Origin of the sequence: Shewanella sp. HL-SH5 (assembly GCF_051163755.1) — a bacterium.
GTDB classification, from domain to species: Bacteria; Pseudomonadota; Gammaproteobacteria; order Enterobacterales; family Shewanellaceae; genus Shewanella; species Shewanella glacialimarina.
Genome location: NZ_CP195038.1, coordinates 2,087,444 through 2,111,447, shown reverse-complemented (window position 1 = coordinate 2,111,447; position 24,004 = coordinate 2,087,444). Strand labels below are relative to the sequence as shown.

The 24,004-nt window shown below is 40.1% G+C and carries 16 protein-coding genes and 2 pseudogenes; 7 read left to right on the top strand and 11 right to left on the bottom strand.

All coding sequences use genetic code 11. The features are described from left to right. Positions 1-43: 43 nt before the first annotated feature. Both ACRWQM_RS09215 and ACRWQM_RS09210 read left to right on the top strand, forming a co-directional pair. Positions 44-418 carry a molecular chaperone DnaJ gene (locus tag ACRWQM_RS09215; RefSeq protein WP_434929778.1) on the top strand — a complete coding sequence of 125 codons (375 nt, stop codon included), beginning with the start codon at positions 44-46 and terminating at the stop codon, positions 416-418. A 110-nt stretch (positions 419-528) separates the two neighbouring features. Then, positions 529-909, top strand: coding sequence for a VOC family protein (locus ACRWQM_RS09210; protein WP_434929777.1), 381 nt, complete (start codon positions 529-531; stop codon positions 907-909). Between the two features lie 495 nt (positions 910-1,404). Here the strand turns inward: ACRWQM_RS09210 and ACRWQM_RS09205 are convergent. Then, positions 1,405-2,449 (bottom strand): annotated as a pseudogene (locus tag ACRWQM_RS09205) (IS110-like element ISShfr7 family transposase). Between the two features lie 190 nt (positions 2,450-2,639). On the opposite strand from ACRWQM_RS09205, the gene ACRWQM_RS09200 reads away from it, so the two are divergent. Continuing rightward, positions 2,640-3,260, top strand: coding sequence for a hypothetical protein (locus ACRWQM_RS09200; RefSeq protein ID WP_434926070.1), 621 nt, complete (start codon positions 2,640-2,642; stop codon positions 3,258-3,260). Between the two features lie 35 nt (positions 3,261-3,295). Here the strand turns inward: ACRWQM_RS09200 and ACRWQM_RS09195 are convergent. Next, positions 3,296-3,472 (bottom strand): annotated as a pseudogene (locus ACRWQM_RS09195) (IS110 family transposase); the annotation flags it as partial. 448 nt (positions 3,473-3,920) lie between these two features. Further along, the gene (locus ACRWQM_RS09190) at positions 3,921-4,784 is read right to left on the bottom strand and encodes a delta-class carbonic anhydrase (protein WP_434929776.1); all 864 of its coding nucleotides are present in this window, start codon (positions 4,782-4,784) and stop codon (positions 3,921-3,923) included. A gap of 380 nt (positions 4,785-5,164) precedes the next feature. Here ACRWQM_RS09190 and ACRWQM_RS09185 point away from each other — a divergent pair, with 380 nt between their 5' ends. The 3 genes from ACRWQM_RS09185 to ACRWQM_RS09175 all read left to right on the top strand — a co-directional run bounded on the left by ACRWQM_RS09185 (position 5,165) and on the right by ACRWQM_RS09175 (position 8,567). Then, a complete protein-coding gene (locus tag ACRWQM_RS09185; protein WP_434929775.1) occupies positions 5,165-6,328 on the top strand; it encodes an HlyD family secretion protein in 1,164 nt (387 codons plus the stop codon). Then, positions 6,318-7,361, top strand: a complete 1,044-nt coding sequence (locus ACRWQM_RS09180) for a DUF2955 domain-containing protein (RefSeq protein WP_434929774.1) — start codon at positions 6,318-6,320, stop codon at positions 7,359-7,361. The genes ACRWQM_RS09185 and ACRWQM_RS09180 overlap by 11 nt, the downstream gene beginning before the upstream one ends. A gap of 75 nt (positions 7,362-7,436) precedes the next feature. Next, complete coding sequence (locus tag ACRWQM_RS09175) at positions 7,437-8,567, top strand: AI-2E family transporter (protein ID WP_434929773.1); 1,131 nt, start codon at positions 7,437-7,439, stop codon at positions 8,565-8,567. Between the two features lie 256 nt (positions 8,568-8,823). Here ACRWQM_RS09175 and ACRWQM_RS09170 read toward each other — a convergent pair whose 3' ends face one another. The 8 genes from ACRWQM_RS09170 to sodB all read right to left on the bottom strand — a co-directional run bounded on the left by ACRWQM_RS09170 (position 8,824) and on the right by sodB (position 23,393). Beyond that, complete coding sequence (locus tag ACRWQM_RS09170; RefSeq protein WP_434929772.1) at positions 8,824-9,720, bottom strand: MBL fold metallo-hydrolase; 897 nt, start codon at positions 9,718-9,720, stop codon at positions 8,824-8,826. Positions 9,721-9,767: 47 nt separating this feature from the next. Beyond that, positions 9,768-12,833: an efflux RND transporter permease subunit gene (locus ACRWQM_RS09165; protein WP_434929771.1), complete on the bottom strand. Its 3,066-nt coding sequence runs from the start codon at positions 12,831-12,833 to the stop codon at positions 9,768-9,770. Further along, positions 12,830-16,081 carry an efflux RND transporter permease subunit gene (locus tag ACRWQM_RS09160; RefSeq protein ID WP_434929770.1) on the bottom strand — a complete coding sequence of 1,084 codons (3,252 nt, stop codon included), beginning with the start codon at positions 16,079-16,081 and terminating at the stop codon, positions 12,830-12,832. The genes ACRWQM_RS09165 and ACRWQM_RS09160 overlap by 4 nt, the downstream gene beginning before the upstream one ends. Before the next feature lie 12 nt (positions 16,082-16,093). Beyond that, complete coding sequence (locus ACRWQM_RS09155; protein WP_434929769.1) at positions 16,094-17,161, bottom strand: efflux RND transporter periplasmic adaptor subunit; 1,068 nt, start codon at positions 17,159-17,161, stop codon at positions 16,094-16,096. Between the two features lie 526 nt (positions 17,162-17,687). Then, on the bottom strand, positions 17,688-19,235 hold the full coding sequence (locus tag ACRWQM_RS09150; protein ID WP_434929768.1) for a SpoVR family protein: 1,548 nt from the start codon (positions 19,233-19,235) through the stop codon (positions 17,688-17,690). An 8-nt stretch (positions 19,236-19,243) separates the two neighbouring features. Beyond that, positions 19,244-20,512, bottom strand: coding sequence for a YeaH/YhbH family protein (locus ACRWQM_RS09145; RefSeq protein ID WP_434929767.1), 1,269 nt, complete (start codon positions 20,510-20,512; stop codon positions 19,244-19,246). 68 nt (positions 20,513-20,580) lie between these two features. Continuing rightward, positions 20,581-22,515, bottom strand: coding sequence for a PrkA family serine protein kinase (locus ACRWQM_RS09140; protein WP_434929766.1), 1,935 nt, complete (start codon positions 22,513-22,515; stop codon positions 20,581-20,583). Positions 22,516-22,811: 296 nt separating this feature from the next. Then, a complete protein-coding gene (sodB, locus tag ACRWQM_RS09135) occupies positions 22,812-23,393 on the bottom strand; it encodes a superoxide dismutase [Fe] (protein WP_434929765.1) in 582 nt (193 codons plus the stop codon). 244 nt (positions 23,394-23,637) lie between these two features. Here sodB and grxD point away from each other — a divergent pair, with 244 nt between their 5' ends. Further along, entirely contained in the window at positions 23,638-23,979 is a 342-nt protein-coding gene (gene grxD, locus ACRWQM_RS09130; RefSeq protein WP_434926080.1) for a Grx4 family monothiol glutaredoxin, read from the top strand. Positions 23,980-24,004: the final 25 nt, after the last annotated feature.

Genomic DNA, 24,004 nt, shown 5'->3' with positions numbered 1-24,004 from the left:
GGTCATTCCGCTGTTTAAAGCGTTATGTAACAAGGAGAGTAATGTGAAATTTGGAATCATAGTAATTTGTTTGGCTGCATTACTTTCTGCCCCGTCATATGCTGATGAAAATAGCTCAATTGGTTTTAAAACAGTCGCCCTAGCTTTGGAAGCATTAAAAAATAAAGATGGGACGAAAACTAGTGTGCAAGGCGGATGGACAATCATCGAAGACCAAGAAGGCTCTAATATGGTCTTATGGTCGTTTACTCCAGATTCGCACCCTGCGCATCCAGCAGCAGTAAAGCGCACAGTGCTTGAGAAAAACCAAAGTGTTTATATTCAAATGACAGCTCTTTGTCAGGCTAAAAAGGCTGCCTGCGATAAATTAATGCAGGAATTTGAAGAGCTTAATCAAAACATCATGAAAGGCTCATGACACATGTTACATAACAAGTTAAATCATCGGAAAATCCCTCGCAGGCCAAACAACGGCCAAAGCGATCGGACTTTCCGCTGTTTAAAGCGTTAGGTACACAAGGAGGTTCGGTGAATTTAAATCAAGTTACATTACCCGTTAATGATATGGAAATGTCTACTAAGTTCTACCGTGATTTAGGCTTTACTCAAATAGTAGATACACCACATTATGCCCGTTTCGAATGCCCTGATGGTGATTCAACTTTTTCACTCTCATTAGAAAATTCAAAGATTCTATGTGGCACAGTTATTTACTTTGAGCACGAACAATTAGATGATTGGGTTAATGAATTAAAAGTAAAAGGTTTTAACTTTTACCAAGAACCTATTGATCAAAGTTACCTGTGGCGAGAGGCAATATTACATGATCCTTCTGGTCATAAAATAAAGCTCTATTGGGCAGGAGAAAACCGTATTAATCCACCATGGCGTGTTGAAAGGCGTACCTAACACATATGAGCCTTCCGCCAGTCAATAGGCGAGCCTAACTTATTTGACTGCTTTTGCAGTCAAATTAAAATCAATCAACAAATTCATCTACTTCGTCTGTCATTTAGCTTTCAAATCATCGTTTACAGCAAACACATATAGAGGCTCTCTTAGTGCGATCTTATCGCTGCCTGGCGCTTTTCAATCCGTTGAAATATCAGGGGCACTAAACATTTATCGGTTAACCCTAAGATGGCACTATTCAAGTCAGAGGTGCTTTTTGCACAGTTAGTTTCAGGCTCATTTAGGGTGTAAACGACTTTGTTGATTGTATTTATTAATGCGCGCCAATAAGGTGTCATTCTTTATAAAATCAAGTGCAGGCAATGTAGCTTAAATAGCATTTGGCATAGTGATGATGGTGAGAAGTCATTGCTTCATTAGTCACATCATTCACGGTCATGCTCGCTTCTCTTTTTAAGAGTATCTAGTTAGACGTTCACCTTATTGCGCGACTTATCCTTTTAAGAATCGTTGTTCATCAAACACCGTTTTGTTCTTCAGCATGAAATAGACGCAGCGACCAAGCTTATGTGCCAGTGCAGATAATGCTTTAGCTTTACTCATTCGTTTTTGTAATCGATTAAGGTAGTTACGGGCTTTGTCATTGCCTCGCAGGTACAGCACCGCTGCTTCAGAGAATGCCCATTTCAAATGAGCATTACCGATTTTATTGCCATTGGTGCCATAGGTTTTACCCGCTGATTCTGCTTTGCATTTGACCAATCGAGAGTATGAAGCAAACTTTTGTACTGATTCAAATCGGCTGATATCACCGATTTCATAGAGGATTGTCAGTGACAAAATCTTGCCAATACCTGGTACTGTTTTCAGTAATTCTAAATAGACGGGATTATGGTTCTTGGCTTGTTTTTCAATAAACCATTCGACCTGTGCGAGTTCCTTGGCATAGCAATCAAGTAGTGCCATGTCTAAATCAATGTTGCGTTGGACGATAGGGTCTTTGATATTGCTCGCGTAGTTTTTGTCTTGCAGAGATGTTTTTAATGTTAAGTTCAGTGGCAGGTAAATTGTATTGGCTGTTGGTGTTAACCACATGACCTTTGAGCATGGCCCCGTGACGGACAATCTTCATTCTTCGGCGCAGTAGATCACGAGCTGCGCGCATTTCACTTGGATAATCATAAGCTATTGGAAAGTTACCACCACGCAGTAGTGTGGCAATTTTAAAGGAATCGACTTTATCATTTTTGGTTTTACCACCGTGAATAGCCTTCATGTACAGGGCGTGACCTAAGATAAAATCAATCCCAAGTTCAGCACACCAGTCTGACACCCAATACCAGCAATGCATGCACTCAACTCCGACAATTACATTGCCGATATAAGGTTCTAGAATGAGTAATAAGTCATCTTTACTGGCACCTATCTTTTTATGAGCTACAACTTCCCCTTTAGAATCAATGATACAGACATAAAGTAAACGTGCATGTAAATCGATACCACAGTAGTATGGATGTGAGTTATTATAAAATCTCATTGAGTTTTCTCCTGTTGGTTTGGTCACCTTAAGCATACCGCTGATGCGGCTTGCTAGGGAGGGGGCTCAATGAGTATCAAGAAATTAAACAAGGACAAAAAACAGTTGGCTTTTTGTTCACTACGTTCACCTATTTTAGCCAACCATTTTTTGCCTGTTAATTAGGCGTTAGCCCTCATGGAGTAGTATCGTGTTTAGCGAAATAAAATGGAGATTCAATCTTGCTGTTATTAGCTCACTTTTACTGATTTTACTATCTGCATTTCAATGGTCACTCGTGGAAATCATAACTGTTTTTCTTATGATGCCTTTGTCTGGGGCTGTTTGGTTACTTTTTATAGGTTGTATAATATCGAGTTTAACTTGTTTATTAAAATTCAAAGCTATTGGTAAAAAGACTTTTGCGCCAATAGGTATTCAGGTCGCAGTGTTTCTATTGGTAATTTATGTTCCATTTACCATGTTATGGCTAAAAGTGGATTACGCTATAAATAAAGAAAAACGAGACGTAGTAGTTACTGAGGTATTAAATGGTCAACTAAAACCAAATGTTGATCATAACTCTTCTTTGATTCACTTAGGCGAAAATTATCGAGGGTTGTCTCGCGGTGGTAATGATATTGTCATCGAAAATCATGAAAGTTTAACTTATGTTTTCTTCTTCACTTTTAGAGGAATAATGGATAATTATTCAGGCTATCTATATGTTCCTGAGGGTGGTTCACCCGAAAAGTATAGTGATTTAAATGAAACTGATTCAACCGAAATAAAACATATTGAAAATAATTGGTATCTTGTTTCTCATCACTAAGGGCTAACAAGAGACTATGGCGTCAATAGTTAATTTTATGCTTTTGGCGCTTCCCATAAAACACCATCTCTTAACATCGAATTTAAGATCACAACCATCTTTCTAATACAGGCAATAATAGCCACTTTCTTTGGTTTTCCTGCCGCAACTAACCGCTGATAAGTCTCTTTAAAAACAGGGTTAGATTGTATCGCTGACATCATGGCCATATAAAATTATGTGGGGTCAGTGTAAACTTTACTTAATTACCCCACATTTACTAATCCCACGACCTACCTTTAGACCCTTTGCACTAAGTCATTTCTGTCCAGTAACAAGTTAACTCTAGTGTTGCCGCAGCCATCACTGACGCTAAATCGAAGAGATTATAATGCGGGTGCAGATGAGCCAGCGAGTATCCAAAACAAGGATGTTTTGGTTGAGCCCACATGGACGTGCTTGCGGCGTCTCGTTGGATCATCTGTACCTGTAGTCAATCTCAAACCTATGAGGATTTAATTGGATCTGATTAAATTTTTATTAAAATGAAACCTTCCAACCCGCTTTTGTCCAAAAGTTTGTTATCCGTAGAATGAAGGCTGTTTAATGTTTTTGAGCAGGAGATATGTAACAGTGACCAGATAGCCACTGTTACTGATTCATAAATTAATAAGTTAAAAATTATTGACCAGCTGACAATAACTCAAGATTCGTCACTAGATTTCTTACGCCATGGGCATGATCTTCATTGAACACATTACTTTCACACCATTTACCCACAGTGGCGATATTCACCTGAGCCACTTTTGGACGAACACTCCACGATACTTGAAGCGGTGAGCCTTGTTCATTATATCCAGGGCCTGTTGTCGAGCCGGCATATTGAATCGCATCACCTGTATTTGATGGAATATTTAATGCCTGGTGATAGCCATTGCTTTGGCCTAACTGGGTTAATTGACCAAAATCTAATGCCTTTGCATTATTCACTAGTACAAAAACTTGCGTTTCAACTCTCAACTGTGGATTTTTAACCGACTCACTTAAACAAGCACCTAAAGTTGGGCCAGGGCTCACTTGAGCTGTGGAATGCACATAGTGCAATTCAATGGTATCGCCAGGTATTAGATTACCGTGTTCACTTGGGCAAATAGCTTGCTTAACCGGTAATAAGTCTTTTTTACTGATGCTACCTGAGTATTTAAAGCCTGTTGAGTAACCTTTACCGTCACCGTTACCCGCATAGGTAGTAAATTCACCGCCAGAGTGCTCGGCATTTTTATGAAAATGAATATTACATAAATTCATTTGGGTGTAGGCCGGAGCTTGGCTGAAAATAATCTTATTGTTGCCGACCAAAGAATCAATATCACGAGGTGATTGAGGGCCGAAACCTTTTCTAGCGGTATTTTCTGCCAGTTCTGCACGCTGCGCAGTAATCACTTGATCTGATACAGCGAGATATCCTTCCACATGGTTGTCTTTTGCTGACACACTAGAGGTTAAAGTTGCCGTGGCAATAGCAATCATAAGTATAGGTTTCATTTTGTTTCCTTTTAAAAAAAGTCATTCGCTGTTATATATTTTAAGTATCTATTTATATTAGACTTTATTAGATTAGCAAGGTGCTCAAAACTATAGTTAAATAATATTAGTACAAAATTTTCAGTGTAGGTTTAAATATACTGTTTGAGGCTTAATCCTGTCTGAATTTGACCATCACTTTAGTTATGATTTATTGATTACTAATCAATAAGATGGAAATGCGACAGTAATTTAGCTATGTTATGGGAAATGATATTTTGACCTCTATATAATTATTAATTAGGGTGCTATTACCCTATATCTCTAGTAACCCCTGCCTATTTCGGACCACATCTACAGACGAAAAGTCAGTAAACCGAATAGTTCTGCAAAGGATAAGTATGACTGATAACAAACAACCTGCGTCAAACGTGGAAGATCCTGCAATGCCTGAAGATGTGACAAAAGAGTCTTCTCAACAACATATAGCTAAAGATAATGCTAAAACACTAAAAATAAGAAAAGTTACCAATATTATTTTATTGGTAGTATGCGGTTTGTTTGTTTTTCATTTAATTGCCGATAGATTCATACCGATAACCGATTTAGGCCGTGTAAGAGGCTTTGTTGTTCCTATAACTCCACAAGTCTCGGGAGAAGTTATCGAGATATCTGTTATCCCAAATACACTGGTACAAGAGGGAGATGTATTAGCTAAAATCAATCCAATTGATTATGAAATAGCATTACAAACCGCGCAGCAAAATGTCACACAGGCTGGCCAGAATATGGGGGCATTATCTGCTAATGTTACAGCTTCTGAAGCAAAAGTAACCAGTGCTAAAGCAAGTCTTAAAAATGCCCAAGTTCAGTCAAAACGTATTTTTGCTATGGCTGATAAAGGGGTAATGTCACAGGCTGATGCCGATAATGCTAGAGCCGAATTATCCAGTGCAGAAGCTGGTGTAGCCAGTGCTCAAGCGGATTTAGCTAAATCGAAAGAAAGACTAGGCAGTGAGGGCGAAAACAACACCAATGTTAAATCTGCTTTGTTAGCACTTGAACAAGCTAAGATTAATCTAGAGAGAACTCATATTATCGCTCCGACTAGCGGGGTTGCAGCTAATTTTAGATTAAAAGAAGGCGTTTATGCCGTTGCAGGACAACCTATAATGACCTTTATTTCATCTGAAGATGTGTGGATTGAAGCCAGTTATAGAGAAAACAGCTTAGGTAATATGAAGGCTGGTGATGATGTTGAGTTTGCTTTAGATTTTGCCCCAGGTAAGGTGTTTAAAGGCAAGGTTGCTTTCATTGATTATGGCATTGATTGGGGACAGAACGAGCAGAGTGGTAAATTAGCACAAGCCTCAGGTCAAACTGGATGGTTAAGACAATCTCAACGTTTTCCGGTAACAATAACTTTTGATAAAGAGATAGCAAAAGGCTTTAAACGTGTTGGTGGCCAGGCTGATGTGATTGTTTATACTGATGACAGTAGTATCGTCAATGTTTTTGGTAAATTGTGGATCCGCTTAATTAGCTGGTTATCTTATGTCAGGTAGAGTGGTGATTGATACGAGTGAATCGCTCACACAAAAAATACTCAATCGACGGGTATTAAGGTTTGCCTTAGGCATTGGTCTCGCTGTGGCGGTATCGGCTATTTTCTCATGGCCTTTGGCTTATATTGTGCCGATATTTGTGGCTAAGTTTCTAGTAGAGCGCCAAGCCCCGACGGTACAAACAGTCTATGAACTACTCATTGCCATGTTAGTTACCCTTGCCATGGGGTGGCTAGTCAGTGTTGGGCCAACGCATTATCCGTCGATTTTATTACCTCTAATTGCTGTTGGCATGCTATGGGCTTACTATTTATTTAGCCACCCCAAATGGAATTTTTTTGCATTAATTCTTATTGTAGCGACGATCGTTCTGCCATATTTGGCCATACTGCATCCCGGTGCTGCGATGGCCGTCGCCTATGGCTTAAGTTTATCCGGCGTGGTTTCTGTGTTGATATTTGCGCTATTGCATGTATTACTGCCAGACTTGGCTGAACAGAAAGATCAATATCAGCTACCTGAACTTGATAAAGAGTCTCGTGAACACGAAGCTTTTCGTGCTTTATTAATGGCTTTTCCTATTATTTGTTTTTTTTATTTACTTGAAATTACCGGTGCCTTATTAACGATGATCATGATCGCTATTTTGTCGCAGCAAACCGCGGGCCAGAAAAGTGTCAAAGTCAGCTTGTTTTTAATTATTATCAATGGCATTGGCGGGTTGTTAGCCATAGTTTTTTATAATCTTTTAGTCACAGTGCCAACACTAAGTTTCTATATCGCTTTGTCGATGCTTTGTGCCATGTTGTTTGGTTACAAAGTTTATAGCGATCCCGCCAAAGCCCCGATTTATGCAGGTATATTCTCGACCCTGTTGGTTGTTGTGGGTTCAACAGCTGCATCGGCCGATGCAGATGTTGCCAGTAATTTTTATGTTAGATTAGCTCAAATCTTTTTAGTGGGTATTTATATGGTGATTGCATCATATTACTTAGAAACCCGTAATTGGTCATTTTTGCAGCAACGTAAATAGACTGAAGCAAGAGTTCATTGGGTTAAATATCATGTAGCCTGAACAATATTAAAAAAATAATAAAGGATTTAAAAAATGAATAAAAAGCAGGACTTTACTTCAGGGGCATTCACTCATGCCGTTGTTGATGCGGCTATTAAAGTGGCTATGGTGTTTGTAATGGTGGTTTGGTGTTTTGAAATTGTCAGACCTTTCTTAATGCCAATTTTATGGGGCGGTATTATCGCCATTGCGCTTTATCCTATTGTGATATTACTGTCGAAAAAAACCAAGCTGTCTGTTGGCAAATCAAGTTTAATAGTGACCTTGTTAGCGTTATCTTTATTAATTGTCCCTAGTGTCATATTTTCTGGTGCTTTGGTTAGCGGAACGACTGAATTTGTGACTGAGATGAAAGAGGGGGCCTTTGCTATACCTCCGCCTAAAGATTCAGTAGCTGAGCTGCCAATTATAGGCAAGCAACTGTATAAGTCATGGTTGCACTTATCTTCAGATTTAGAAAATGTTCTCAAGGAAAATAAAGAATATATTGCGGATTTTTCTGCATCAGCAGCAGCGACTATAGGCAGTTTGGGATTGACGGTGTTGCAGTTCATCATTTCAATTATTATTGCGGGCGTATTCATGAAAAACGCCGATGGTTCAAGCCAGATGTTCTATAAAATTGCTGTTAGGTTGGCAGGAAGTCATGGCAACGAGTTTGCTTCATTATCGGTAGCTACAGTGCGCAGTGTCGTTCAGGGTGTTATTGGTGTGGCATTTATTCAATGTATTCTGTCAGGTGTTGGTATGTGGCTGGTTGGCGTGCCAGGGACTGGAATTTGGATGTTATTAGTACTTATATTAGCCATTGTTCAATTACCTGCACTCATTGTACTGGGCCCAGTGATTGCCTATGTTTATACCGTTGAGAGCTCTACAATAGCGACAATATTTATGATTTGGAGTTTATTGGTTGCCACTAGCGATACTTTCTTAAAGCCCATATTGATGGGTCGCGGTGTTGATATTCCAATGCTGGTGATTTTACTGGGTGCAATTGGTGGCATGCTACTGTCAGGTATAGTGGGCTTATTTGTTGGGGCAGTGGTTCTGGCACTGAGTTACAAACTGTTTTCCGCTTGGTTAGTTATTGAAATAAATAATGATGAGTTACCTGCTGAAGAAGCGGAAAATCGACTAGAGACAGCTGCGGAAGTTAAGTAATTAACCTTAGCTGAAATACACACGGTTATTAAACAGAATTTGGTGTTGCTAACTGTGTTGTATTAACTTGCAACAGGCAAACTACAGGCATCTGCTGTACTTGTATGATAGTAACGATAGGTAGATGGTTCAGCTGAGCTGTGTTATTTTCCCCCTTAACATGAGTTAAGGTTAGTTATTATCATTACTGTGCATCAATAAAACGGCTAACATGAAAGTTAGCCGTTTTTTTATGCTGAAGGTCGGTTATATTTCCTTACAAGCCTTTGTAAAGTGTCTCTATCCACTTATCGCCATTAATAAATGCCCAACTCCACAGTTTATATTCCTCTGGTACACCCATTTTTTTGATCTGAGCTAAGGTTTTGCCTTGGGTTTTTTCCGATTTCATCCAGTTAATGCTGTCATCAAGCATATGTTTAAACTTGAGTAATTCGGTTTTATTGGCTAAATCACCGTGGCCTGGAATGATTTGAGTTTTGTCATCAATTCTATCTAATATGATAGCGACATTATCGCGATAACCTAAAACAGAGCCACCACCGTCTAGGTCAATATAGGGGAATCTATCTTTAAAGTATAAATCGCCCATATGGATAACATTGGCGTTTTGCCAATGAACAACGCTGTCTCCATCTGTGTGTCCTGGGCCTAAATGGATCACATCGAGGGTATCTTGATTGAAATGTATCGAGATATTGTCAGTGTATGTGATGACAGGAAGGGCACTTTTGGGAGTATTGCTATCTGAAGCTAAACGCTTTAAGACATTATGGTGAGCTAATATAGTGCCTTTTTCACCAAAGTGAGCATTACCGCCAGTATGGTCGCCGTGGTAGTGGGTGTTGACGATATATTTAGGCAGACCGGGCTGAATATTATTAAGCGATGCGGTTATTTTTTCCGCCAGCGGGGCAAATTGGTCATCAATAATCAATATGCCGTCAGTGCCAGCCGATACGCCAATATTGCCACCGGAACCTGTGAACATGAAAGTGGTATCGGTGAGTTGCTTTGAGGTAATAGTGACATCTTTAAATTTGTCATCGGCAAAGCTCTGACCGCTAAGCGTCATACTTGCCAGCACTGTTAGCGCAAGTAAGTTGGCGATCGGTTTACGCTTTGTTTGTTGGTTTAAAGCACTTAACGGCATAATTTTTCCTTAACATAGTCTATTAAAATATCATTTACACATTATAGCTACCGAGTCCAAGGTAGCAGCTTTTTGGCAAATTTGTCAGCTAGACCTAATCTAATCGCCGCGTTATGGCGAACTCTATATAGCGCTTGATAACACAATGGCACAAGGTACAAACTGGTGACAGTGGAAAAGGTTAACCCGCCTATAATAGCTATTGCCATAGGTGAATAAGGGGGGCCGCCACCGCCAATTTGGGTATCCCCCATGGCCAATGGCACTAAACCTAATACCGTTGTGGCCACTGTCATCAGTACTGGGCGTAAACGGGTGCTACAGACACTTAATATAGTATCCGACAGCTTATCCAGCGCTGGTGTCATTTGATTAATTTGGTCTACTAACACAATGCCATTATTCACTACGATCCCCATTAAAATAAGGATCCCTATCATGGACATAACAGACATAGGCGTTGCGGTAAACCATAAGGCCCAAAACACTCCGGTAATTGAAAATAAAATAGAGGTGATAATTGCTGTCGGCAGTAGCAATGATTCAAATAATGCCGCCATAACGATATAAATCATTATGATAGCTAATATCATATTAACCGCCATGATGTTTTGATCTTCATCTTGGCGCTCAAATCCGCCCCGCAATGAATAACTGTATCCGTAGGGGAAATTAACCGAATCCATAATGTGAGTGATTTTTTCCTGGGCTTCTTCAGTGGTTAACTTATCTAGATTGGCTCCAATAGATAAAGCCGTTTGGCGATTATAATGTTTGATACTGTCAAAACGAGGCACAATTTTTATTTGTGCAAGGCTGTCTAAGGTGTAAACCCTGTCCTGTTGTCGTAACACAGGTAACTGCTTTAACTGCTCAAGGGAATACTGCCATAGCTTATCGTAGGCCAGTTCAATTCGTAGCTCACCAGATGGGTCGTGCCTAAATGACCTCAGTGGTGTTCCTCTTAATGCTAGTGCAATACTTGACGCCACTTCACTTAGTTTTACATCAAGTCTTGCGGCCATTTCTCTATCGATTATCACCACCACTTCTTGCTGGGCACTATTCACTTCAGAGCGGACGTCGACTAATCCTTCTATTCCGTTGAGTAAAGGCACCACTTGATTACTTAAGTTAATCAGTTCTGAAGTTGAGCGACCCGTTAGAGTGACACGAATACCATTTTGCTCATTGCCCCAACCAAATTGCGGGGTAGCGATTGAGAATTTGGGAAACCCTTCTCTGATCATTTTTTTCAGTTCAGAGGTGTCAATAGGGATGTCTTTTTGCAAAATAATGGTGGATTGTGCATCATGTGGGGCATAGTAACTGTATACGGCATCAATAAAAAATTTCTCTTTATTGGCATATAAGTAAGCCTCCATTTCACTGACAAGCGCTTCGGTTACCCTAAGTGCGTGACGTCCCTCTAGCTGATAGTTAATATAAAGACGGTCATTGCCTTCGCCGTCATTTTGGTCTTGCTGAACCATACTAAGTGGCAAGGCTGTTGAAGCTAAAATAAGTACGGCAATAACCCCAGAACGCTTAGGTCTAGTTAATACCCAAGATAAACTGCGCTGATAAAATGCCGCCATTTTACCTTGCTTATCATCTGTCTTAATATCGAAGTGGAAGCTGTTCAGCATTAACGGGATAAGTGTTTTCGCCACTAATAGCGATGCCGCTAATGATATACAAATTGCAATGGCCACATGTTCAAGGAAAATAGTTAGCTGCACTTTAACGCCAAAGATATTAGGTAAAAATACAATGGCTGTGGTCAATGTACCCGCTAACACCGCAAGGGAGACTTTATCTACCCCTGTTAACACAGCACGCTCATTGGCTTTAGTTTGCTGAGTATCATCTATATGTCCGGCTTGTTTTTCTTGTAACACACTCTCAGTCACTACTACCGCATTATCAATAAGCATACCCACGGCGAGCAATAATCCCATCATGGATAAAATATTGAGGCTATATCCAAAAAAGTACATTCCAGCTAAGGTCATACAAAGTGAAATAGGCACAGAAGAGACCACCACTAACGTCATCTTTAAATTGCGTAAGAATAAATACAGTACGCCAAAAGATAATAGGGCTCCCAATAAACCGGATAACAGTAAATCTTGTAATGAAGATTTAACGCCAAAGGCCTGATCTTCCATAATAAACAACTTAACGCCATTGAATTGCTTATCTTGTTTGGTTTTTTCAATGACCTTCATGACCCGATCAGATACTTCGACTAAATTAGCCCCTGATTCTTTAAACACGTCGATACCCACGGCGTATCTTTGATCTAAATGACGACCTTCAATTTTTTCTGGTAAGGCAAATTTAACTGTGGCGATGTCGCCTAACGTGATACCAGGAATAAGCACTAAGCGGGTGATATCATCTAAACTGGTAAACTCACCCTTAGGCGATACTTGAAACACATTGCCATTGCTTCTTAATGTGCCAGCGTTGATGACAAAATTTTGTGCTGATAAGCTTGTTTGCAGTTGTTGATTACTGATACCACTGGCAACTAATTTGTCGGCATTAACTCGTATATCAATTTGCTTTTGTTCAACGCCGTATAAAGTGACCTTTGATACACCCTCAACTCTTTCAAGGGGTTTGCGAAGTTGTTTGTCGAGTAAATCAAAGGCGTTAGATAGTTCACGTTCGCTGGATATCCTGATGGTGAGCACCGGCATATCGGCGGTAGAGAATTGCTGGATCATCACCCGTTCAACATCTTTGGGTAAAAGGTGCCTAACCGAGTCAATTTTCTCACGTACTTCTAAGCTTTTAGTGGCAACAGCTTCTCCCCATTTCATATTCATTTGAATATAAGCACCATCCTGGGTGGAGTCAGAGTGCAACTCTTCAATGCCGCCCATGGTGGCTAAGGCTTCTTCAAGTACTTTGGTAATATCGCGTTCTACTTCAGCAGGACTTGAGCCTTTATAGGGCACTTGCACCATGATTTGAGGAATGTCGATGCCAGGGAACATTTCTAACGGCAACATTCTGCTTGCCGCCATACCAAATAGCATAATAGCGACAAAGAACATGCTGGTGGTGACAGGGCGTTTTAACGCTAGTTTGGTCAGGTTCATACCGTTGCCTCTGCTGATGCTGCCTGCTCTGACTCTGTGGCATAAGACTTCTGGTCAAACAGGGCATATAAACAAGGGATCACCAACAAAGTCAGTAATGTTGAAACCAGTAAACCAAAGATAACCGTAATCGCCATCGGTGCTCGTACTTCGCTGCCATCGCCCATACCAATCGCCATTGGTAATAACCCCAGCGCTGTGGTTAATGTTGTCATTAAAATAGGGCGCAAACGTGATTTAGCCGCTTGTTCAATGGCGCTGATTTTTTCTATTCCTTCCCGACGTAATTGGTTAATTCTATCCACTAATACAATCGCGTTATTGACTACGATACCGGCTAACATAATCAGTCCAATAAACACCACGATACTTAAATGGGTGTTGGTGATGAATAAGCCTAAAATACTGCCGGCAACCGCCATAGGAACGGCAATTAAGATCAATAATGGATGTAGCAATGATTCAAATTGACTGGCCATGACCAGATAGACTAAAAATATTGCTAACACTAGGGCTATTTTCAATGAGCTAAATGAATGTTCCATTTCTTCATTTTGGCCACCAAAAGAGGACTGAATGGAAGAGGGGAATTGTTGTTGGCTTAAAATCTGTTTAGCTTCTACCACTGCATCGCTTAAATCACCAAAACCTAAGTTTGCTGACACAATAGCAACACGTTGCTGACTAATACGGTTAATCGCAGATGGGCCAACCTGTAATTTAATGTCTGCAACTGCGCTAAGTGGAATAGGTTGGTCACTGTTAGGGTTGATGATGAGTGAGTCAATATCACTTATCTGATCGCGCTCTGACAGTTCGCTGCGGACTAAAATATCCACCTTACGATCGCGCACTGTGTACTGGCTGGCAACGGTTCCACCAACACGTTGCGCAATACGACTTGCTACCGTAGGCGCATCCATACCTAAGGCGGCGAGCCTTTGGTGATCAAACTGAATACTGATTTCAGGTTGACCATCACGTAGCGTGGTATTGACATCGGTAAAGCGGGCTGATTGGCTTAACGCGCTCACTAAAGTGTCGGCGCTTCGCTTTAACTGTGCTAAATCATAGCCAGACAATTCAATTTCTAAGGGTGTTTTGAAACTGAATAACTCAGGTTGTTCAATTTTAGCGTCTAATTCGGGTATTTTTTTAGCGACTTGTCTTAAAATATGAGCCACAGCGTCAAATGCACTAGGATTGGCCAGTACAACCTGTAAACGTCCCCAGTTTTCACCACCTCTGGCGGTATCTGATGTCATTAATCCGCCACTGCCAGCCTGGCTGAAAGTGTGTTTTACATCTGGGTTATCGTTAATGCTTAAGGCTAACTGCTGTAATACTTTGTCTGTTTCACTGACCTCGGTTCCTGGTGGTAATAATAGCTCTACATAGAACTCACCTTGATTCATTGGTGGAATAAGTTCCATGCCCAGTTTAGGTAATAAACCTCCTGCGCCTAAAGTAATACCAAGGGCAATCAGTAGTGTAAGCCCTTTTTGTTTGAGTACTTTATTCAGTAAACCGTCATACACTTTAGCTAAGGCGTCATAAACATAATTGAACGCACTGGCGAGTGGGCGCATGACTAAGCCAATTAACCAACTGAAAAAGCGGATAGCCAGTAAGCCGAAGGTTAATAAACCTGCAGGTATATAACTAAACAACAACTTGAATGGCCAAGATATAACAGTAAGAGTGTAATAACCGGTTTTACCTAGTTTCGATTGTGGGATAGTTTTGATGGGTGTTTCAGTTGGCGCAGGTAAGCTTTTAAACCCTTGGCGAGAAGCCAGCATTGGAATGGCTGTTAAAGCAATAAACAATGAGGCTAACAGAGCAAAGGTGACGGTGAGCGCTTGATCGGCGAATAATGCCCCTGCTATGCCATCGACAAACACTAACGGCACAAATACGGCTAATGTCGTTAATGTGGAAGCAAATATTGCGCCTGAAACTTCTTTACACCCAGTAACCGCCGCTTCAATTTTACTCATACCTTGCGATTGATAGCGGTCAATATTTTCTAACACCACAATGGCGTTATCAACTAACAGCCCGATAGCGAGTGCAATACCGCCTAACGACATGATATTGAGACTGATATCAGCAAAATACATCATATTAAAGGTGGCAATGACCGAGAACGGGATAGAGATAGAAATGATCAGGGTGGCGACGATATTGCGCAAGAATAGATAAATGACCAACATGGCAAGCACACTGCCGATTAATGCCGATGAAGTAACCTCATTTACCGCGCTTTCAATAAATTCTGACTGGTCATAAATAATATTCAGTTGCTTGTTTTCATCAGCTTTGTTGATTAAAGCCAGCTCAGCTTGGAGCTTTTTAGCAACGGTAACTGTATTGGCATCACCTTCTTTGTAAATAGCGAGTTCGATAGATTCGACGTCACCAATACGAGTGACATCACTGCGCTCTTTATAGGCATCACTAATTTGAGCCACTTCATTGAGACGTACTAGGGTTTGATCATTACGGTAGATGATGACATTGCCCAGTTCTTCTAGTGAATTAAACTGGTTTAAGGTTCTAACTAAATATTCTTTGTCACTTTGAATCACTTTACCCGCAGACAGATTGATATTTTCTTGATTGATTCTTTGTTTAATATCATCCGCATTTAAGTTCAGCTGGCTAAGCTTTTGTTGATTAAGGAGAATATGAACTTCTTGCTCAAGCCCGCCAGACAATCTTACTGCAGCTACCCCTGATAGCGCTTCTAAGCGGCGTTTTAATTCCTCTTCGGCAAAGGTGCGCATTTGTTTTAAATTTTTCTCTGACGCATCGGGTACTGAAAAGGCTAAGCGCATTATTGGGTCAAGATTAGGGTTAAACCTTAATAACAATGGCTTATTGATGTCCAATGGCAGTTCAATGGTGTCCAGTTTTTCACGCACTTCAAGACTGGCCATGTCCATATTGCTACCCCATTCGAACTCTAGGACAACATCTGACATACCTGAGCGTGAAATAGAGCTGATTTTACGTAAGCCTTTAACAACGCCAACGGCTTCTTCAATAGGTTTAGAAACGAGTTGTTCAATTTCAACTGGTGCAGCGCCATCATAGGCGGTACGAATAGTGACACTTGGATAACTAAGATCTGGCAGTAACATTACCGCAAGTCGACTAAAGCCGACCATACCAAATAACATTACCGCAAGCATGAACATCCACACCGTTACTGGACGGTTGACAGCAGTATTAATGATAGACATGGTGTCGCTCCGTTATTTGATAGCAGCTACGTTTAGAGGATTTATCACTTCGACCAGTGATTGATCTTTTAAGTTTTGCTGACCACGGATAACGATTTGCTCGCCTAATATCACCCCAGAGGTAATCTCAATGGTATTATCTTGACGATATCCTAAATTTACCTCTCGTCGCTCAGCCACAGTGTCTTTAATAACATAGATAGCTTGAGTGTCATCTTGATTTATCAATGCGTTATAAGGCACGGTAATGACGTTGTTATGGGTGTCGTATTTAATTTCAACCCGGGTAAACATGCCTGCTTTTAATTGGCCACTGTTGTTGGGTACATTTAAGGTGACTTTAAAGGTACCGCTTTGGGCATCAACTATGGGGCTAATACGCAGCACGGTAGCATCTATTATGTCGGTAGTGTGTTGATTTTGACGAACACTGGCATGTTGTCCTAATCGTAAACTAGGTAGTTGCTGCTCTGGTAGGTGGACAATGCCGTATAATTGGTCTTGGTTTACAACATAGAAAAGTTCATCAAACTCTTTAACGGTATTACCTTGCTTTACATGACGCTTAGCGACGACACCGTCAATGGGGGAGACAATACGGCTTTCTTGCACCTGTAGTTCAGCAAGGTCTCGCTGGGCGACAGCTGCTTGCAGGTTAAACTCTAATTTTGCCATGGTATCTTGGCTAATGAACTCTTTATTATCCATTTTGCGCAGACGATTTAATTCTTGCTCAATGATTTGAACTTCAGCCTGAGAGCGATTGAAGTCATACTGTTGGCGTTTTGCATCAATAACCGCTAAAACCTGGCCTTTAATTACCCGGTCGCCTTCTTCAACATTGATAGTATTTATCAAGCCAGAAATACGGGTCATCACATGGGCTTCTTGTGGGGCTTCTAAGGTCGCTGTTGTGCTATAAAATGATGACACATTACCTTGTTCAACAAAGGTTGTTTCTACTGGAACAGCAAATTTTTCTTGTTCTTTTACTTGCTCTTCATCTCCTGTACAACCAGCTAACATTACTAAACAACAAAAAGGAATAACAACTTTTTTAACGGATTGAAACCTGTCCATGGGAACCTGCCTTTATAGTGAAGCCAAGTGCTACCTTGCGATTATTTAGCGGTAGCTTAAGAATAAGACTACGCCAATAAATGCTGCCGTCACGCTGACTTTTGTAACAATTAATAATAAGTTTATGAACGTTGAAAGCATTAATTGTGCCAAAATAATAAATCATTTACTTACAGGTGCTTAGGTTTAATTTTGTTTGCAGGTGACTTCGTTGAATTTATAGCGCTAGTTATAATGTTAAATAAATGGTGAGAATAACTAACATTTGTTAAGTTTGACTTAATGTACCAATAATGTCTGATGTAAGGTTCAATATCATAAATCAGCTAGTTGCTTTATTAGCGACTGTATCAATAAATATATTAATAACAGTATTAGTTTATTGATTGCGTGAAAGTAGCTGGCCAGCTACTTTTATTAACAAGTTACTGGCCATTTTGATGAGAAGAGGTTGCTGATGTTTATCGATGTAATTGAGACTGATACATTGGATCTGTTTACAAGGCTAGACTATTCGTTAAGAATTCTATTGGGATAATATAGTGCTCTTTTGATCTCCAGTATCAGTTTTTGGATCCGGACAGCTTGATAAAACCGACACTTGATTATTTGAATCGACTTGTTCAATACTGACTTTGAACTTCCATAAACGATGTAAATGCTTCAATACTTCATCATGATTATTGGCTAAAGGGATGTCATTGTGTGGTGTGTATCGCAAGGTTAATGAACGGTCACCATTAATGTCGACATGTTGTACTTGAATGTTAGGCTCAATATTCGCTAAGTTATATTGTTGCGACAGCATTTGACGAATTTGTTGATAACCCTGTTCATTATGTATTGCTGACACATTTAATTCAGCACGTTTTTCATCATCTAATATGCCAAACAATTTAAAATCGCGGATAACTTTAGGCGACAAATACTGGCTGATAAAACTTTCATCTTTAAAGTTTTTCATTGCAAAGTGCAGGGTGGTTAACCAATCGCTGCCAGCAATATCTGGAAACCAAAGTTTATCCTCATCGGTAGGGTTTTCACAAATACGCCTAATATCAATAAACATACTAAAACCTAAAGCATAAGGGTTTATGCCGTTGTAGTAAGGGCTATTGTATGCAGGTTGAGCGACTACTGCTGTGTGGCTGCGCAAAAACTCCAGCATAAATCTGTCGGTGACTTTTCCGGTATCATATAAGCGATTTAAAATAGTGTAGTGCCAAAACGTAGCCCAACCTTCATTCATTACCTGGGTTTGTTTTTGCGGATAAAAATATTGTGCCATTTTTCTCACAATGCGCACTATCTCACGTTGCCATGGTTCAAGCAGTGGTGCATTTTTCTCAAGAAAATACAAAAGGTTCTCTTGAGGTTCTGACGGAAATTGTTTACTTTTTTTAGTGGTTTGCTCTTGGTTGCTGGTGGGCACAGTGCGCCACAGGTCGTTGACTTGGCTTTGTAAATAAGCCTCACGTTCTTCCTGTCTAGCCTGCTCCTCACTAAAAGATATTTCAGAAGGACGTTTGTAACGATCTACACCGTAATTCATTAAGGCGTGGCATGAATCAATGGTTAACTCTACTTGCTCAACGCCATGCTTTAGCTCGCATTGATGAATATAGTTTTTAGCAAAAACTAAATAATCAATAATTGAACTCGCGTCTGTCCAGGTTTTAAATAAATAGTTATTTTTAAAAAAGCTATTGTGCCCAAAACTCGCGTGCGCCATCACTAATGCTTGCATAGTAATGGTATTTTCTTCCATTAGGTAGGCGATACATGGATCAGAATTAATCACTATTTCATAGGCCAGTCCCATCTGTCCGCGACGGTAGCCTTGTTCTGTTTCAATAAATCGTTTACCAAACGACCAATGGGTATATCCAATAGGCATACCAATTCCGGCATAGGCGTCCATCATTTGTTCTGCGGTAATAATTTCAATTTGATTGGGGTAAGCATCAATTTTAAAAAATTTAGCCGCCACTTCAATTTCATGCAGATATGCCTGCAACAAGTCAAATGTCCACTCTGGACCATCGCTTAAAGGCGAACGGGAAGATGTATCCATAGTGCCTCCTATACAGCTTGTTTTTTAAAGAGTTCTCTAAATACCGGGTAAATATCATCAACTTGCTTAATATTTTGTACCGCTATATTATCGAAGCCTTGTTGTAATTGTTGATATTCCTGCCATAAACTCTGGTGAGGTCTATGGGTTATTTCAATGTAACTAAAGTACCTCACTAAAGGTAAAATATGCTGACTAAGCAAATTTTTACACACGGGTGAATCGTCTGACCAATTGTCACCATCAGATGCTTGCGCAGCATAAATATTCCATTCACTGGCGGGGTAACGTGCTTGTTGGATTTCATGCATTAATTTTAAAGCACTTGATACTATTGTGCCGCCGGTTTCCTGGGAGTAGAAAAACTCCTGTTCATCCACTTCTTTAGCTTGGGTATGGTGGCGTATGTAAACCACCTCGAGGTTTTTATAAGTACGAGTTAAAAAAAGATACAGCAAGATATAAAAACGCTTGGCCATATCTTTGGTTGCCTGATCCATTGAACCAGAGACATCCATTAAGCAAAACATCACCGCTTGGCTTGAGGGTTTTTCTCGCTTTGCGTAATTGTTGAAGCGTAAATCAAAGGTGTCGATAAAAGGCACTTTAGCAATTTGTTTTTTTAATATGTCAATTTGAGCTTTTAAGTCCAAAATAAGTTCGGCTTTGGCACCGGGGGTGTTTTCAAGTTCAGCAAGCTGTTGCACAAGTAGGTTAAGTTGCTTTTTCTTACTGCCGCTCATGGCTATTCTTCTGGCTAAAGATGAGCGTAATGAACGAATAATATTGATATTGGCAGGTACCCCATCATTGGTAAATCCTGCCCGATACGTTTGATATTCTACCAATTTATTTAAGCGATTTTTCTGTAAGTTGGGTAATTCTAAATCTTCAAATAACAGTTCAAGATACTCATCTTTTGATATTTGAAAGACAAAATCTTCTTGACCTTCACCAGAATCAGAAGCATCACCGTCACCAGCGCCGCCTGCTTGTCCACCTTGAGGGCGGGCTATTTTATCGCCGCGATTAAATTGGTCGTTGCCTGGGTGAACTCTTTCACGGCTACCACCTTGTCCTTGTCTAAACGATGGTTCACTTATATCCCGAGTTGGAATACTAATCTGTTCTCCTTTATCAATATCAGTCACACTGCGTCTAGTCACTGCATCACTGACGGCTTTTTTTATTTGGGTTTTATATCGTTCAATAAATCGTTGACGATTAACCGTGCTTTTTCCTTTAGCATTTAATCGTCTATCTATAAAGTTAGCCATACGCCCCTCCCAAGCCTAAATGTAGGCTTTACATCCCAGTACTGTTCAGTAAAGCCTATGTTGTTGGGTTATGATGATTTACGTACGCGTAAATACCATTCCGACAGCAATCTGACCTGTTTCTTGGTATAGCCTTTCTCCATCATGCGATTAACAAAATCATCATGTTTGCGTTGATCATCGTTCGATGTCTTGGCATTAAATGAAATCACTGGTAGTAAGTCTTCGGTATTGGAGAACATTTTCTTTTCAATCACGGTTCGTAGTTTTTCGTAACTGGTCCACAAAGGATTATTGCCTTCATTATTAGCTCGGGCGCGTAATACAAAGTTAACAATCTCATTCCTGAAGTCTTTAGGATTACTTATTCCGGCTGGCTTCTCTATTTTTTCCAATTCAGCATTAAGTGATGCTCGGTCAAATTGTTGTCCTGTTTCTGGATCTCGATACTCTTGATCCTGGATCCAAAAGTCAGCATAGGTTACATAACGATCAAATATGTTTTGACCGTATTCGGAATAGGACTCTAGATAAGCGGTTTGAATTTCCTTGCCAATAAACTCAACGTATTTAGGGATTAAATAGCCTTTTAAAAACTCAAGGTAACGTTCACTTACTTCACTAGGGAATTGCTCCTGTTCGATTTGCTTCTCAAGCACATAAAATAAATGCACCGGATTTGCGGCGATTTCTGTATGGTCGAAGTTAAACACTTTAGACAAAATTTTAAACGCAAAACGGGTAGATAGACCGTTCATTCCTTCATCGACACCCGCATAGTCACGATACTCTTGATATGACTTTGCTTTGGGGTCTGTGTCTTTTAAGCTTTCACCGTTATAGACGCGCATTTTTGAGTAAACAGAGGAGTTATCTGGCGTTTTAATGCGTGATAACACACTAAATTGGGCCAATGTTTCCAGTGTGCCAGGGGCGCAAGGAGATTGAGATAATTCAGAATTAAACAACAGCTTTTGGTAAATTTCCATTTCTTCTGAAACGCGTAAACAGTAGGGCACTTTGACGATATAAACTCGGTCTAAAAAGGCCTCGTTATTTTTATTATTCCTAAACGTTGTCCACTCTGATTCATTACTGTGGGCCAGAATAATGCCTGTATAAGGTAATGCCGATAAGCCTTCCGTACCGTTATAGTTACCTTCCTGTGTAGCGGTCAGTAATGGGTGTAGCACTTTTATCGGCGCTTTAAACATTTCGACAAATTCCATCATGCCCTGATTTGCTCGACATAATGCGCCAGAATAGGCATAAGCATCGGCATCATCCTGTGAGAAGTGCTCTAACTGGCGAATGTCGACTTTACCGACAAGTGCCGAAATATCTTGGTTGTTTTCATCGCCAGGTTCGGTTTTTGCTATTCCGATTTGATCCAGAATTGATGGGTAGACTTTAACGACTCTAAATTTGCTAATATCACCGCCAAATTCATGTAATCGTTTAACTGCCCAAGGGGACATGATGCTTTTAAGGTAGCGGTGCGGTATTGCATATTCCTGTTGTAAAATGCTGCCATCCTCATCCAAATCGAACAAACAGAATGGATGATCGTTAACCGGACTACGCACGCCATTTGCGCTTAATATATAGATAGGCATATGTTGAATAAGGGATTTAAGCTTTTCCGCCAGTGATGATTTACCCCCACCCACAGGGCCTAATAAATATAAAATCTGCTTTGATTCCTCTAAGCCTTGAGCTGAATGTTTAAGGTAAGACACAATTTGTTCAATCGCTTCTTCCATGCCATAAAAATCTTTAAAAGCAGGGTAGCGGGAGATGAGACGATTGGAAAAAATACGACTTAAGACAGAGTTTTTTGATGTGTCTATGACTTCAGGTGCACCAATCGCCATTAACAACCGCTCTGCAGCTGAAACGTAGGCACCTTTATCCTGTTTACAGATATCAAGGAATTGCTCTAAGGTATATTCCTCATCGAGTTTTTTCTCGTAACGTTGTTGGTAATGTTCGAAAATGCCCATAATAAGCCCCTTAGACGTCTATGCCGGGATGGCAACAATGGCGAGGAATTAAGCAATATTGGCGTTGTTGCCAATCAATCTTTTTGGCCTCTACAATATAAGCTTAGAATAGAAAGTGTGATATTGCGCAACAGTTTTGTAAATTATTGTTTATAAAACAAGGAGGAACGTAGCAATTGCAATAGTTGCATTTATAGTCAGTAATAGGTGTTTGCTGTTCTGAGTAAGTAAATAAGCTAAATTACACCTATAAAAAAAGAGCCCTAGGGCTCTTTTGAAGATAACGAGGATTGTGATTAAGCGAAGTTGCTGTTCACAAATTCCCAGTTAACTAATTGCCAGAAGTGATTTAAATATTCTGGACGTGCATTACGGTAATCAACGTAATAAGCATGTTCCCAAACATCTACAGTCATTAAAATGGTCACTGATTCATCAGTCAGTGGCGTAGCGGCATTGCTGGTGTTAACGATTGCTAATGAACCATCAGCTTTCTTAACTAACCAAGTCCAAGCGCTACCGAAGTTATTTACTGCAGAATCAGTAAATTTAGTTTTGAATTCTTCGAAAGAACCGAATGAAGCATCGATAGCAGCTGCAACAGCACCAGTTGGTGCGCCGCCAGCATTTGGTGCAAGGCAGTTCCAGTAAAAGGTATGGTTCCAAACTTGAGCTGCATTGTTAAACATGCCACCAGTAGAAGTTTTAACGACTTCTTCTAAGCTTTTTCCAGCAAATTCAGTGCCTTCAACTAAACCATTTAATTTTACAACGTAAGTGTTGTGATGCTTACCATAGTGGTATTCAATCGTTTCTTGAGAAATATGCGGTTCAAGTGCGTTCTTTGCATAAGGTAATGCTGGTAATTCGAAAGCCATTAGTCTCTCTCCATGGAGTTAGGTTATCGTTTTTATACCTAAATTAAATACTAAATAGGTACACTGCTCTGCAGCTATTGTACTGATTATTTTTGTGATGTGAATCATTGTTTCTGGAAAAATCTCGATTATGGCCATTCATAAGATGAATTAATCTATACCCTTACAAACTGTGGCATTTTGTTATGGCTTAAGGTGTCGTACAATATGGCTATTAGTACTTTATCTACCATTAGGAATGAAAATGGAAACTGTAGAAAAAATTAAGCAGCAACTGAGTGAAAACCCAATCATAGTTTATATGAAAGGCTCTCCTAAATTACCTAGTTGTGGTTTTTCTTCTCAAGTTGCACAAGTGATGATTAACTGTGGTGAGCAGTTTGCGTTTGTTGATATTTTACAGCACCCAGATATCCGCGCTGAATTACCTAAGTTTGCAAATTGGCCAACCTTCCCACAGTTGTGGGTTGAGGGTGAGTTGATTGGCGGCTGTGACATTATTACCGAGATGTTCCAAAAAGGTGAGTTACAACCGATTATTAAAGCGACTGCAGATAAATTCCGCACTGAAGATGCCGCAGAATAAGCTGTTTATTGTTTAGCTTAAGAAA